Below are 14529 nucleotides of genomic sequence, written 5' to 3'. Positions count from 1 at the left end.
AATAGTATGCATGCATAACAAATTTTTTCTAAATTCGTAAGACCTCAAAGCCTTATGAAGAGAGAAGAGACCGTAGACCATCAAATAAAAATGTGCTGGCATGCTATTTACAGGATGTATAATCAGCAAGCAGTTCAGCATGAAAGTACAACTTCAATGGCTTTTGTTGTGCTCAACATCGATCCGGTGGAAGGAACTCCCGCAACTAAGATTGCCCCACTTATGGGCTTAGAGTCGAGGAGTTTGACGCGTATGTTGAAAAACATGGAAGAGAAAGGGTTTATCTACCGTGAAAAAGATCCTAATGACGGTAGGTCGGTAAGAATTTTTCTTACCGAAACAGGCCAAGAAAAAAGAAGAGTTTCAAGAGAAACAGTAATCTGTTTTAATGAAGCGATCAGGAAATCGATTGCACAAGACAAACTCGATACATTTTTTGAGGTAATAACTAAGATTAATCAATTGATAGATTCTAAATCAATATTCTAAACACATGAGTCGAAGTATTAAAAAAGTAGCAGTATTAGGTTCTGGGGTAATGGGTTCCAGAATAGCCTGTCATTTTGCGAATATCGGAGTTGAAGTCTTGCTTATGGATATTGTCCCTAGAGACTTAGCTGATGATAACAAGTCAAACCCAGCAGCTAGAAATAAAATTGTAAATGATGCACTGACATTCGCATTGAAATCAAAGCCGTCACCAGTATACGACAAGTCTGTAGCAAAGCTCATTCAAACGGGAAACTTTGAAGACGATATGCCAAAAATTTCTGGCGTCGATTGGATCATTGAAGTGGTTGTGGAGCGACTTGATATAAAGAAAATCATTTTCGATCAGGTTGAAAAGTTCAGAAAGCCAGGTACATTGATCACATCAAATACGTCAGGTATTCCAATGAATTTGATGTCGGAAGGTAGAAGTGAAGACTTTCAAAAACACTTCTGCGGAACGCACTTTTTTAATCCTCCAAGATATTTAAGGCTTTTGGAAATTATACCGGGCCCTAAAACGGATCCAGAGATTATTGATTACTTAATGCATTATGGCGATTTGTATTTAGGTAAAGAGACCGTTTTATGTAAGGATACCCCAGCTTTTATTGCAAATAGAATTGGTATCTATGCGATTATGTCAGCCATGCATACCATTGAAGAAATGGGCCTAACTGTAGGTGAAGTTGACAGGATGACTGGACCAATTATCGGTAGAGCTAAATCTGCAACATTCAGAACAATGGATGTGGTGGGATTAGATACTACCGTGAATGTTGCTAATAATTTATATGCTGGTTTGCCAAACGATGAGTCTAAGGAAGCTTTCGTTTTACCAAAAATTGTAAAAGAAGTTCACAAAAGAGGCTGGTTTGGCGATAAGTCAGGCCAAGGTTACTTCAAGAAATCTAAAGATGCGAATGGCAAAAGAGTAATTCAAGAATTAGACTTACAGACTTTTGAATATGGAGATAGAACAAGAGCTGGGTTTAAGGCACTTGCCGCCGTTAAAGATGAAGAGAGCCTTAAGGCGAGAATTAAAACGCTCGTCAACTTTGATGATAAAGCTGGTGAGTTCTATAGAAAGACCTTCTACGACACATTCAAATACGTAACATATCGAATTCCTGAGATTTCAGATGAACTATTCAGAATAGACCAAGCCGTTTGTGCTGGGTTTGCGTGGCAAATGGGGCCATTCGATACTTGGGATCTATTGGGGGTTCGTTCTGTAGTTGAACAAATGGAAAAAATGGACCTTAAACCCGCGCCATGGGTTCATGAAATGTTAGATGCCGGTCACGAATCTTTCTATAAAATAGAATCGGGAATTAAGAAATATTATGACGTTCCTTCTAAGTCCTATAAAACTATTCCAGGAACAGAAGATCTAGTAATTCTAGAGAATATTAGAGAAACAAATAAAGTGTGGGGTAATCCAGGCGCATCGATTTTCGATATAGGAGATGGCGTGCTTTGCTTGGAGTTTCACACCAAAATGAATGCCATAGGGCAAGAAGTAATTGAGGGTATCGAAACAGCGATTTCTATGGCGGAAAAAGACTACAAAGGTCTTGTCATAGGAAATGAAGGAGAGAATTTCTCTGCAGGTGCCAACTTGGCTATGCTATTCATGTTTGCAGGTGACCAAGAGTTCGATGAGGTGAACCTAATGGTAGCGCAATTCCAGAACACGATGAAACGCGCGAAGTTTTCTTCCATTCCAGTAGTGTCAGCACCCGCTGGTTTAGCACTCGGAGGAGGTTGCGAGCTTTCGCTTCACTGTGATGCTATCCAAGCTCACGCCGAAACATATATCGGTTTGGTAGAAGTTGGAGTAGGTTTGATTCCAGGTGGTGGAGGTACGAAAGAACTGACCATGAGAGTTGCCGATTCGATAGAAGGTGGTGACCCTGAATTGAATCGTCTCCAAGAAGCATTTATGAACATTGCAACGGCAAAAGTGGCCACTTCTGCAGAAGAAGCAAGGGCTATGCATATTCTTAGACCTCAAGACGGTATTACGCTTAACAGAAAAAGATTACTAACAGATGCCAAAGCAAAAGTGCTTGAACTACATGAAGCGGGTTATACACAGCCAGTCGAAAGAAAAAACATCAAAGTTCAAGGCAGAACAGGCTTAGCATTATTTGAAGCAGGTATCAATGGCATGTTATTAGGAAACTACATTTCTGAACATGATGCAAAGATTGCCCGCAAGTTAGGATGGATAATGTGTGGTGGAGATTTGACTTTCCCACAAGAAGTATCGGAACAGTATTTACTGGATTTGGAACGACAAATGTTTGTCGAATTGACGGCTGAACCTAAAACATTGGAGAGAATTCATAGCATTCTTTTCAAAGGTAAACCACTTCGTAATTAATCATTCTTCATTCAAAAATTAACAATCCAAAAATGGACGCATATATAGTAGCAGGATATAGAACAGCAGTAGGCCGAGGTAAAAGAAGTGTTTTGAAAACAGTTCGCCCCGATGATATGGCTGCTGACGTAATTAAGCACTTAGTAAATCAAGTGCCGAGTTTCGATGCAAAAAGAGTAGACGACCTCATAGTAGGTAATGCTGTGCCAGAGGCAGAACAAGGAATGCAAATGGCCAGAATGATATCACTTTTATCCTTACCGATAGAAGTACCCGGAGTTACAGTAAACCGGTACTGTGGGTCAGGTTTGGAGGCTATTGCACTAGCTTCCGCTAGAGTGCACGCTGGAACGGCTGATTGCATTATTGCGGGAGGTACAGAGTCAATGTCGATGGTGCCAGTAATGGGTTATAAAACGGCGTTGAATTATAAGTTGGCCACCGAATATAGTGACTACTATTTAAGCATGGGCCTAACGGCTGAGCAAGTCGCTAAAGAATACGAAGTAAACAGAGATGAGGCTGATCAGTTTGCGCTTGATTCTCATTTGAAAGCCGTTGCAGCACAAGCAGCAGGTAAATTCAAAGATGAAATAGTTCCGATAAAAGTTACAGATAAGTTAGTTGGCCCTGACGGAAAAATAGTGGAGAAATCTTACACTGTAGATACTGACGAAGGTCCTCGTGGAGATACATCTTTAGATGTTCTAGGTAAACTTAGGCCAGTTTTTGCCCAAGGAGGTCAGGTGACTGCCGGTAACTCATCACCAGTTTCAGATGGAGCTTCATTTGTCATGGTAATGTCTGAGAAAATGGTGAAAGAATTGAACCTAGAACCTATTGCTAGAATGGTGACTTATGCCGCGGTTGGTGTACACCCAAGAATTATGGGAATTGGTCCGGTAGAAGCTGTGCCAAAGGCACTGAAGCAAGCAGGTTTGAAACAGTCTGACCTTGACTTGATCGAATTGAACGAAGCATTTGCTGCACAGTCATTAGCAGTGATTAAAGAACTAGACCTAGATCGATCTATTCTTAACGTAAATGGCGGTGCTATAGCACTAGGTCATCCATTAGGGTGTTCAGGCTCAAAGCTTTCAGTTCAGCTTTTCAACGAAATGCGAAGACGCGAAAACGCGAAATACGGTATGGTTACAGCCTGTGTAGGCGGTGGCCAAGGCGTAGCAGGAATTTATGAATTCCTTAAATAGACAATGAGTAATTAACACAATACTCATTACTCATCACAAAATATAGAACACATGTCCGTAGATACTAAACATTCAATTAAAGGAGGCGAATTTCTCGTCAGAGAAACGAACGCCCAAGAAGTCTTCATTCCAGAAGAATTCAGCGAAGAGCAAAAAATGATGGCACAAGCGTGTCAAGATTTTATCGATACAGAAATTCATCCAAATGCGGATCGAATTGATTCCATGCAAGACCCTGATTTAGTGCCGAGCATATTCAAAAAAGCGGGAGAACTAGGGCTTTTGGGTATTTCAGTACCAGAAAACTACGGTGGCTTAGGTATGAGCTTCAACACAAGTATGTTGATTGCTGATATTATTGGTGCTGCAGGTTCGTTTTCTACAACTTATGGTGCACATACAGGTATTGGTACACTTCCTATCCTTTATTATGGAAATGAAGAGCAAAAGCAAAAGTACCTTCCAAAACTAGCCATGGGCGAATGGGCAGCATGTTACTGCCTAACTGAACCAGATGCAGGATCAGACGCTAATTCAGGAAAAACTAAAGCAGTGTTATCAGAAGACGGATCGCATTATAAGATCACCGGTCAGAAGATGTGGATTTCGAATGCTGGCTTTGCAGACTTGTTTATCGTATTTGCCAAAATTGAGGACGACAAAAACCTAACAGCCTTCATTGTGGAGAAAAGCTTCAATGGTATCACCATGAACGATGAAGAGAAAAAGCTGGGAATTAAAGGATCTTCTACTCGTCAAGTATTCTTTAATGAAACTGAAGTTCCTGTTGAAAACATGCTATCGGAAAGACAAAACGGTTTTAAGATAGCTGTGAACATCTTAAACATAGGTAGAATAAAACTAGGTGCAGGTGTACTGGGAGGTTGTAGAACCGTCATATCACAAGCCACTCAATATGCCAATGAACGTAAGCAATTCGAGGTTTCTATTTCTAGCTTTGGTGCGATTAAGCATAAATTAGCTGAAATGGCCACTCAAGTCTACGTAACGGAATCATTAGACTACCGAGCAGGTCAGAATATTGAAGATAAAATGAACGACTTAGTCGCTTCAGGAATGGATGATGCGCAGGCTAAGCTAAAAGGTGTTGAGCAGTTCGCTATAGAATGCGCTATTGGTAAAATTCATAGTTCTGAAGTATTAGACTATGTAGTTGACCAGGGCCTTCAAGTTTATGGTGGAATGGGCTATTCTGCAGATGCACCAATGGAGCGTGCATATAGAGATGCCCGTATCGCGCGAATTTATGAAGGTACCAACGAGATTAACCGCATGTTGATGATCGGTATGATCTTGAAAAGAGCCATGAAAGGAGAGCTCGCTATGTTTGAGCCAGCCATGGCGGTTTCTAAAGAACTAACAGCTGTTCCAACATTCTCTACAATCGACAAATCTGTACTATTCAATGCTGAAAAAGAGGTACTGAAGAATATAAAGAAGGTATTCCTTATGGTAGGTGGTAAAGCGGCAATGGCTTTACAAGACAGAATTGAAGATGAGCAAGAAGTAATGATGAACCTCGCAGACATCTTAATTGAGATATATGCAGTGGAATCAGCCATGTTGAGAACAGAAAAGCTAATTAGCCTTAGAGGAGAAGAAGCATGTTCAGATTATATCGCAATGACTCAAATCTATATGACGAAGGCGGTAGATAAGATAAACGCAGCGGCTAAGGAAGCGATTGCTTCATTCACCAAAGGTGATGAGCAGAAAGTTATGCTAATGGGCTTAAAGCGATTTACGAAAATGGACTTGGTGAATACCAAAGAGCTAAGAAGACAAGTAGCAGACACTATGATAAAAGAAGGTAAGTTTCCTTACTTCTTTGCCTAGTACTGTACTAGAAACACAATAGCTGTTAAAATCAGCTCTCTAAACAAAAAGCGAAGCCTGACAAGGCTTCGCTTTTTTTATGTTCAACAAAGAGCCATAAAGGGCGCATAATTTCCCGGTGGGTGACAAGAAAATCACACGATCCCAATTTGGCCACACACAAAACACATCAACCATTTGGGTCCGGCCAAATGTGAATACCAAACCAAACTTATCTAAGACCCAAGTGTGGAAACACAATTCATCGTCTATGAATGGGTACAAGCTCTATTTAGATGAAGCTTAAGCCTTGGTATATCATCAGTTGATGATCCATTTAATTTTATTCCCTGACAAGAATAAAAAATTTAGCAGTCGATAATATGGTATAAGTATAGTTGCGTTAAACATCTTTAATGTTGTTTCAATGTATTTGAAAAAATAGTTAAAAGCAAACATAATATTTTTAAAGGGAAGAAAAGTAGCTTTTAAAGCAGATACTTTAGTGTATAAAGGCGCTTAGAATTTGATTATTTTGTGATAAACAAGCTCTAATGTCACGTAAAAAACTCAACAGGATTAAGGCCGTTCTGGCTGAAACAGAACGCACCAACCTTTGGTTGGCTGAAAAATTGGATGTGAATAAAACCACTGTTTCTAAGTGGTGTACCAACGAAATGCAACCGCGTATAGAAATGCTCTCAGATATCGCCGAGGCACTAGATGTAGATATTCGCGAGTTGTTAGTAAGTACGAAAGCCTAATTGACGAACCGGGTCGGTGCCTATATTCCTCGTCCAAAAGGAGCGAAAGCCAAGCCAGCGAGTTTAAAGTGTTGGGCACCAAAAGGAATACCAATAATGGTTATGCAAAAAAGTAGCCCCCAAATGAGGTGAGTTACAAACACCCAAAAACCTCCAAAGATCAACCAGATAATGTTTAATGGCAGGGAAAGGCAGCCACTTAAACTTCTACCTGGTTCTATTTGCTGGCCGAAAGGTGCAAAGCCCAGTATAGCCAGTTTAAAACATTGAATACCAAAAGGAATTCCCACGATGGTCATGCACAAGGCAATGCCGCCAATGATATATTCAAGGGCAATCATCCAGCCCCCAAACACGATCCAAATAATATTACCAAGTAGCTTCATTGTGCTTTTCTTAACTCGTAGATATAGAATTTATTGTAATCCAGCTCCTCATCTTCTCCTGTTACATAAGGCGTAATAAACCTGTTTTCATCCAACCTCACCAACTGTTTAAAACGCTTTTCAACAGTAAGCACCACTTTTTCATCCTTTACAAAAGTAGTGATGTACTTATTCAGGCGTACATAATCGGGGTTGGCCTGTCTTGCTGTATTATAGTTCGACTTTTTTAAACCAGTCTGGTGCTCTATAATGATTGTATTTCCCTCTGCATGGATATCTAAAATGGCACTGTTAGTCATCCTAAGTATCGTATTCCTTCTATTAGTCCGGCCCGTGTACTGACCTGGGTTTTTAAGTTGATCACCGAATGGAATACCTTCAGGTTCTTTAAAACGTTCGAGCTTAATTGGAAATTCATTCACTAGGTTGAATTCCTTTTTCGGGTTATAAGTGTAGATCGTTTTTTCTAATGGTAAAGCAACATAAAACAGTCCATTGGATTTGTTGATTGATAACCTAGGGAGGTGGCTATCATAATAGGTTTCTTCATCCTGATAAACAGTGTTTTTAGGGTAATCAAGGTGCCTCTCTGCTTTCTCGGATTCTCCATTAAAGGCTTCTATCATTTTAGCAGACGAAAAGTGGCCTTTCTTTAGTTCCATGGATCCAAAGTAATTTTGATTGATATACCTTAAAACGGTTGGCTTTCCATTAAGCATAAGGCCAGTCAGGTCATAGGGTAAACCAACAAGTGGAATCATACTAGAACCAGGCGTAAATTTGTTTTGATAGTTCCAGTCTTTGTCGAAAAAGATATAAGAAGCAGCACCCTCTATTACTTTATTATCTCCGATATAACCTAAGGCACTCATACCTCTTCCAAAGTGGCCAGGTCCCTCACCTGATAGGTCTACCTCGCTCAGAATGTTTCCTTGAAAATCTATTTCTAAGCACTTCTTTGACGTGGTGCCATATACTAAAAAGTTGTTGGTTTTAGGGTTGTAATCTGCAACCTGAAGAATTTCTAGTTTGTTAATAATAATGGAGTCGCTGATAACGAGCTCATATTCAGGGTTGGCCTGAAAGGAATGTAGGCTGTTGGATATGACTACAAGTGCCAAAACGATTTTCAGCGTGATTTTCAGCATGTTTATGGGTTTAGCACATCAATATAACTAATATGTAAGAGAGGAGGAACCCTAGCGGACTACCCTAGATTTCTTTAAAAGAACTGACTTCTAGCGTCTCCTTATTCAATTCGAAAATGCCTTTATGGCTTCGCGACTTTAAGCGAAAACTATGAAGGTAAAACACACTTTTTCCATCCGTTAAATTGATATTATAAATGGAAAGTCCATATGCTTCTAGAGATTTGTTAATAGTATTCAATGCCTTTTGCTCCTTTCTATTAGCGATAGATAAAGTCTCGGGAAGGTTTTGAAAATGATCGCTTAACGCCTTATCCATTTTCGCCTTTTCTAACTGAAATTCATCCACATTATCTATCGAAAAGTCATGTGCTCTTTGTGTGAGATCATCAATTAACTGGTTGCTGGCATTTTCCAAACGAGCGTAGAAGCGAAGCTTAGTTCTTGTGGTGTCTTGAAGTGTAACTAATGAGGACTGTATCTCTTTGTTAGACATGAGAAAGTCAACATCTATTTTCTGAAAATCAATGGCTTCATAGCTCTTGAAATCATCGGCCTGAATCATGATAAAATAGCGTATCTCTGCCATCCATTTCTCCTCGTCGCTCCTTTGGTCGCAACTAAGGCAAACCACTGCCATAATGGAGAAAAGCATGATTATGTTTCTAGTTAACTTCTTGAGCATAAGGACTAATTTCGGGTTTCAACACGACTAATATCTGAAAAAAGATACTTAGTCAATCATTGAAAATGGATTTATGCTTACGGTTTTAGTATTACCACCTCGCTCTAAGACCAGAGAGATACTAGATTTCCTTTCGTTAGTATAAGCCTTGAATTCATCGAACGTCATTTGTTTTTTCCCGTCAATAGAAACAATTTTATCACCTTCTTGAATGTCAACTTTGGCTGCTGCCGACCCAGTTATGATAGACTCTACTTCTAGATAGTCACCCTTTTTTTTGAGCTTTAGGCCCGTCGTATTATTTCTAAAAGGCAGATTGGATAACGAGTTCTTTTTTACGTACATGACTTGACGGCTGTAGTCGAATATCATGTTGAAACGCTTTAGAATTTCAAGCCCTAAAATGCCGTCAACAGTATCCCAGCTACTGACGCCCGATGTTACGGTGGCCATCCGGATTGGAATATCAGTAAACCTTTCACCCAAAACAGAATAAGCATTTAGCCTTCCGATATAGTCGTCTGCAGAATTCTTTAAAGCTTGGCTTGTATAAACATAATTCGGCGTAATACTTTCGATAAGCTTATTTCTCTTTACTAATGGCGTGTTCATTCTTAAAGCCAGTGCAGCACCAGTGTCTACCAAGTAAGAGCCATTCAATGTTTTAGATTCAGCATAATTAAAATCTGCCGTAATGATCGGTATGCCATAAGGAACTAGTGAAATCTTTTGTTTTGTGTATGTTTCAGGTTCTTTGAATCCGCTGCTATTATAGAGGTTCATTATACCATCATCAAAATTTAGTTCCACTACATATTGCCGAAGAACATTAGCGCCGATCAGTGCATCTAAGGGATAATCGGAGTCTCCCAAATGATCTAGGTTCATCACTAAAAAAGTCTGGTTTTCCATTTCCAAATCACCCCCGAGTACAAGCTCATTGCCTTGAGAAGAGTCGATAGATACTGGGCCCGAAGCACCACTAATCAATTGGGATCCACTGATTTTTAAATTCAATTCCTCAGCTACTTCCTTACTGGCTAAGTTGGCTCCTGCACCTGTATCAAATACTACGTTGATGATTCGCCCATCGTTAATTTTGGCTTTGATGTAAATGTGACCGAGGTGGATTTTAAATGGAAAACTGGCTATGGGTTCATTGCCAAAAGCAATACTGCCACAAAAAAGTAGCACGATTAAAAGTGAGTTTCGCATAATTAAGACCTTAAAATAGTATTAAACCAAAACCATCAGTGGAGGTTGCCTTTTTGGCCAAAGGTTAACACACGTTAAGAAACCACCTATTAATTAGCCGATGTTTCGGTCGTATCCGTAGCCGCATTGAAATAATTTACACCTCTAGCGTCTAAGAGCTTGTACTGATGCTCCATTTTTTCTTGAAATTTAGCCCAATCTTTTTGTTCAGGGTTTGTCCAAACCGTTTCTGCAAGTGCTACCACTCTTGGGTAAGCCATATACTCCACGTAGTCGGAAGTTTTCATATACTCCGTCCATACATTGGCTTGTGCGCCAAGTACATGTTTGTGGTGTTTATTATCCAGATCTTTAGGGATAGGTTCATAGTGATAAACACTCTCTAATGTGGTAAAACCGCCGATCGCTAAAGGCTGTGTTTCTGGGTTGGCTTGGTAATGGTCGAAATACATATCGGCATTTGGCGACATCACCACATCATGACCGTTTTCGGCAGCTTCAATCCCTCCTTTTTCACCACGCCATGACATCACGGTTGCCTCTGGGGCTAATCCACCTTCTAAAATTTCATCCCAACCGATCAACTTTTTGCCTTTCCCAACTAAAAACTTTTCGATGCGCTTGATGAAATAACTTTGCAACTCAAACTCGTCTTTTAAGCCTTCTCGTTTGATCACCTGTTGTGCCAATTCACTCTTTTTCCAAACCGCTTTCGGAGCCTCGTCTCCACCAATGTGAATGTAGTCTCCAGGAAACAAATCGATTACCTCAGTAAGTACATCTTGTAAAAACGCAAAGGTCTTTTCGCTAGGGCAATAAATATCTTCGTAAACGCCCCACCTCGTACCCACTTCATATGGGCCAGGGCCGCAACCTAATTCTGGGTAAGCAGCTAAGGCACCTAAACTATGCCCAGGCATTTCTATTTCCGGTACCACTGTTACATGTCTTTCGGCCGCATAGGCTACAATTTCCTTAACCTCTTCCTGCGTATAAAAACCGCCATAAGGTTTTCCATCACCCACAAACGGGTTGAAGTTTTTCTCCACAATAGTTTCTTTCCTTTGGCTACCCACAGTTGTTAGTTTCGGGTACTTTTTAATCTCAATTCTCCAACCCTGATCCTCGGTGAGGTGCCAGTGGAAAGTGTTTAGCTTATAAAAAGCCATCAGGTCGATATACTTCTTAATAAAGTCAACCGAGTAAAAATGTCTTCCCACATCCAGGTGTAAACCTCTCCAGCTAAACCTGGGCTTATCGAGCATGGTCATATATGGTAAAACGGCAATCTGCTTATTGGTTGGCAACATCTGAATGAGCGTTTGAACACCGTAGAAAAACCCTTTGTCGGTGTTTGCCCTAATGGTAACTCCTTCGTGGTCTACTTTAAGCGCATATGCCTCGCCTTGTAGTTCGTCATTATGTTTGAAATGAATTTGAGCATTGCCAGACTCGTGTAATTCAGAAGACCACCCTGCAGACTTAAGGTAATCATGTAAAAATAGCATCGACGTTTTCGCGCTTTCTGTTTCAGCCAATAAAATAGGTCTGCTGTTTAAAGTAAAGTGCTTATTCAGGTTGTAGTTGATGTTTACCGGCTGAGGTACAACTTGAGGAGTGATTACTTCCGGCGATTCTGCCTGACAGCCCATGAGGGCAACTGAGATGATGAGTCCCAAAAAAATGTTTTTCATCTTTGAAGATATTGAGTTTGAGTCAAAAATGAAACGCATTGATAAACGGTTCATAACTTAACGTCGATTTCAATATCTTAGAGCAAACGACAACGATGGCAAACAGACGAAAATTCTTAAAATCTTCAATTTTTAGCGGATTAGCAGTAACAACGGCAGGCTTAAGTACAATGGCTTGTGAACCTGAACCAGAGAAAAAAGCGGTAAAAAAGCCCATAGTTATCTCTACTTGGAACCACGGTTTAGAGGCGAATAAATCTGCTTGGGAAGTGCTTTCTAAAAAAGGAAGAGCTGTCGATGCAGTAGAACAAGGTGTTCGTGTGACAGAGGCAGACCCGAATAATGCCACGGTTGGAATAGGTGGTTTCCCCGATCGTGATGGCGTGGTAACTTTGGATGCCTGTATTATGGATGAATTCGAAAATTGTGGTTCAGTTGCCTTTTTGCAGAACATAATGCACCCGATATCAGTCGCGAGAAAAGTAATGGACGACACGCCTCATGTTATGTTGGTGGGTGAAGGAGCACGTCAGTTTGCGGTTGAAAAAGGGTTTAAAGAAGAAAATTTACTCACAGAAAAATCAGAAAAGGCCTGGAAGAATTGGCTGAAGAATCAAGATTATAAACCAAAGATTAATGTAGAGAACCACGACACCATCGGTATGGTGGCACTAGATGATATGGGCAACCTTTCCGGTGCTTGTACTACCAGTGGTGCTGCATGGAAAATGCACGGCAGAGTGGGCGACTCTCCTATTATTGGCGCGGGACTATATGTTGACAATGAAATTGGTGCTGTAACGGCAACAGGTTTAGGCGAATTTGTTATAAAGATTTGTGGTGCTCACATGATCGTAGAACTTATGCGCCAAGGGCTTGCACCTCGTGAAGCATGTAAACAAGCAGTAGAACGGATCGTACGCAAGTACCCCGACAACTACAAAGACCTTCAAGTTGGCTTTTTGGCCTTAAGTAAAAATGGTGAATATGGTGCTTATGCAATTCACAAAGGCTTCAATTTTGCAGTAAAGTCCGGTGATGAGGAAGAACTAATCGATGCGGAATTCTATAACGGCTAGAACGATTTAAATATAGGCTGCGCCTTGCCATAAGAGAGCGAGCGCCAGAGCCACTCGAAAGGGCCATACCTAAAATATGATAGCCAGACATTTGAAAAGACAATATTGAAGACCCAAATGCAGAGCACAAGAACTGCTTGAGCTGATCGGTCGAGGTCACCAAAAAGAGCCAACCCATAGCCATAAAATATAAAGGAACAGATGATGGACTGCATTAAATAAGTGCTAAGTGCAGTGCGTCCCACGGCCGCTAACTTTTTCGCTAAGAAGCTTTTTGTGGAGTCTTTGGTGAAAAGCATTACGATACCTACGTAGGCTAGTGCCATTAGAATGCTACCCCAATAATTGAGCTGTGAAAGGAAGAAAAACCCCATTCTAAAATCCCAATCAAATTGAAAGTTAAGAATGGTGCCTATTACTACCATAGGTAGCCCTAAACCCAAACCGTACCAAACCATTTTTGTATAGTATCTGGTACTTTGTTTTCCTTTGAAAATTCTCCGTTTATAAAGGGCCATACCAATGAGCATAAGCCCCGACACCCTCCAAAAAGTTTCGTAAAAGAAGATGGTGGTTTGCATTTGAAATGCTTGTTGCGCTCTATACAGAATTTGCATTTCCCAAGGCCCTGTTGCCACATCAATTTCATCAGATATGGTATCAGGAGTTGGCTGCCAAATTTCAGTTTTCGTGGCTTCCAATTCCCCTTGCTCCCAAAAAGGTGTACTATAGCCAATTACCAAACTGATAATAGACCCAACTGCAATTAAGGCGATGCCTGCCCTGATCTGAACTTTTGTTTTCTTATTCCTAAAGGAAAACATGAAAAATCCGCAGACAGCATAAGCAAATAAGATATCGCCATACCAAAGTAAATAAGCATGTGCTAGCCCCATCAAAGCCAAGAATATAAACCGCCTGTTTTGCAGTTCGGTCGACCTTAAATTTTCCTTCCTAGCTTTTTGAGATAACATCATAATACTGGCACCAAAAAGCATTGAAAAAATGCTCATAAACTTCTGGTCAGTAAAAACATGGCTACCTACCCATACCCAAAGATCATTTCCCGTAAGTTTTTCAAAAGCAGTAGGGTTAGTATAAGCTGCCGAAGGCATAGCAAAGCTTTGAATATTCATCGCTAATATGCCCAATACGGCTACACCGCGAAGTATATCCATAGAAACAACACGCTCGGGAGCGCCTGTAGGTTTGAGAAGGTTCGATTTTACGGCCACGGTGCCGGAAATTTATCGAATCTAGGGGAATATAAAAACATCAATATAGTTTCACGAAAATGCCGTCATCAGAATATTCTAATGGAAAGATGGCTAAATCGTTGCATAGCCTAGAAGCTTCCTGGCCTGTTTTCAGATTAAACCTGTAGAAATGGAGCGGGCAGATAATTTCGCCAAAATGGTTCATGGTGGCAGAAACCAATGGTTGTTTTTGGTGAGGGCAAAGCGCTTCAAAAGCAAAATATTCACTACCCTGATGAGCAATACAAAACTTCTTATCTCCTAGTCTCACTTGGCGAATGGATTTGGTTTTAAAAGCAAGTTTTAAATCAGCCCTATTTTTAAAGACTTTAAAACGATTTTGTTCTGAGGTCATTCGCATTAATATAAGGCTTCAA

The 14529-nt window shown here is 40.5% G+C and carries 13 protein-coding genes; 6 read left to right on the top strand and 7 right to left on the bottom strand.

From position 1 onward, the window contains the following. Positions 1-54: 54 nt before the first annotated feature. The 5 genes from JXQ92_RS03435 (at position 55) to JXQ92_RS03415 (ending at position 6689) form a co-directional block, all read left to right on the top strand. Positions 55-489 (top strand): MarR family winged helix-turn-helix transcriptional regulator, encoded by a 435-nt coding sequence (locus JXQ92_RS03435; protein WP_421985182.1) that lies wholly within the window; start codon positions 55-57, stop codon positions 487-489. A gap of 4 nt (positions 490-493) precedes the next feature. Beyond that, positions 494-2878, top strand: coding sequence for a 3-hydroxyacyl-CoA dehydrogenase NAD-binding domain-containing protein (locus JXQ92_RS03430; RefSeq protein WP_421985181.1), 2385 nt, complete (start codon positions 494-496; stop codon positions 2876-2878). A 32-nt stretch (positions 2879-2910) separates the two neighbouring features. Beyond that, positions 2911-4089, top strand: coding sequence for an acetyl-CoA C-acyltransferase (locus JXQ92_RS03425; RefSeq protein WP_421985180.1), 1179 nt, complete (start codon positions 2911-2913; stop codon positions 4087-4089). A 51-nt stretch (positions 4090-4140) separates the two neighbouring features. Further along, positions 4141-5946, top strand: coding sequence for an acyl-CoA dehydrogenase family protein (locus JXQ92_RS03420; RefSeq protein WP_421985179.1), 1806 nt, complete (start codon positions 4141-4143; stop codon positions 5944-5946). 533 nt (positions 5947-6479) lie between these two features. After that, a complete protein-coding gene (locus tag JXQ92_RS03415) occupies positions 6480-6689 on the top strand; it encodes a helix-turn-helix transcriptional regulator (RefSeq protein WP_421985178.1) in 210 nt (69 codons plus the stop codon). Between the two features lie 20 nt (positions 6690-6709). Here the strand turns inward: JXQ92_RS03415 and JXQ92_RS03410 are convergent, their stop codons facing one another. The 5 genes from JXQ92_RS03410 to JXQ92_RS03390 form a co-directional block, all read right to left on the bottom strand. Beyond that, on the bottom strand, positions 6710-7075 hold the full coding sequence (locus tag JXQ92_RS03410) for a YccF domain-containing protein (protein ID WP_421985177.1): 366 nt from the start codon (positions 7073-7075) through the stop codon (positions 6710-6712). Then, complete coding sequence (locus tag JXQ92_RS03405) at positions 7072-8223, bottom strand: hypothetical protein (RefSeq protein ID WP_421985176.1); 1152 nt, start codon at positions 8221-8223, stop codon at positions 7072-7074. Before JXQ92_RS03405 ends, JXQ92_RS03410 begins: the two co-directional genes overlap by 4 nt. A 64-nt stretch (positions 8224-8287) precedes the next feature. Then, on the bottom strand, positions 8288-8908 hold the full coding sequence (locus JXQ92_RS03400; RefSeq protein WP_421985175.1) for a hypothetical protein: 621 nt from the start codon (positions 8906-8908) through the stop codon (positions 8288-8290). Positions 8909-8956: 48 nt separating this feature from the next. Further along, on the bottom strand, positions 8957-10123 hold the full coding sequence (locus JXQ92_RS03395) for an aspartyl protease family protein (RefSeq protein ID WP_421985174.1): 1167 nt from the start codon (positions 10121-10123) through the stop codon (positions 8957-8959). Positions 10124-10212: 89 nt separating this feature from the next. Further along, positions 10213-11817: a beta-N-acetylhexosaminidase gene (locus JXQ92_RS03390; RefSeq protein ID WP_421985173.1), complete on the bottom strand. Its 1605-nt coding sequence runs from the start codon at positions 11815-11817 to the stop codon at positions 10213-10215. A 95-nt stretch (positions 11818-11912) separates the two neighbouring features. Here JXQ92_RS03390 and JXQ92_RS03385 point away from each other — a divergent pair, with 95 nt between their 5' ends. Beyond that, positions 11913-12896: an isoaspartyl peptidase/L-asparaginase family protein gene (locus JXQ92_RS03385; RefSeq protein WP_421985172.1), complete on the top strand. Its 984-nt coding sequence runs from the start codon at positions 11913-11915 to the stop codon at positions 12894-12896. On the opposite strand, the gene JXQ92_RS03380 is transcribed toward JXQ92_RS03385, so the two are convergent. Both JXQ92_RS03380 and JXQ92_RS03375 read right to left on the bottom strand, forming a co-directional pair. Then, a complete protein-coding gene (locus tag JXQ92_RS03380; protein ID WP_421985171.1) occupies positions 12893-14131 on the bottom strand; it encodes a DUF418 domain-containing protein in 1239 nt (412 codons plus the stop codon). The two genes, JXQ92_RS03385 and JXQ92_RS03380, sit on opposite strands and share 4 nt — an antisense overlap. 40 nt (positions 14132-14171) lie before the next feature. After that, positions 14172-14507 (bottom strand): Rieske (2Fe-2S) protein, encoded by a 336-nt coding sequence (locus JXQ92_RS03375; protein WP_421985170.1) that lies wholly within the window; start codon positions 14505-14507, stop codon positions 14172-14174. Between the last annotated feature and the right edge of the window lie 22 nt (positions 14508-14529).

This window comes from Roseivirga sp., from assembly GCF_049099775.1.
Classification (GTDB): Bacteria; Bacteroidota; Bacteroidia; order Cytophagales; family Cyclobacteriaceae; genus Roseivirga.
This window is presented reverse-complemented; position numbering and strand designations above follow the sequence as displayed.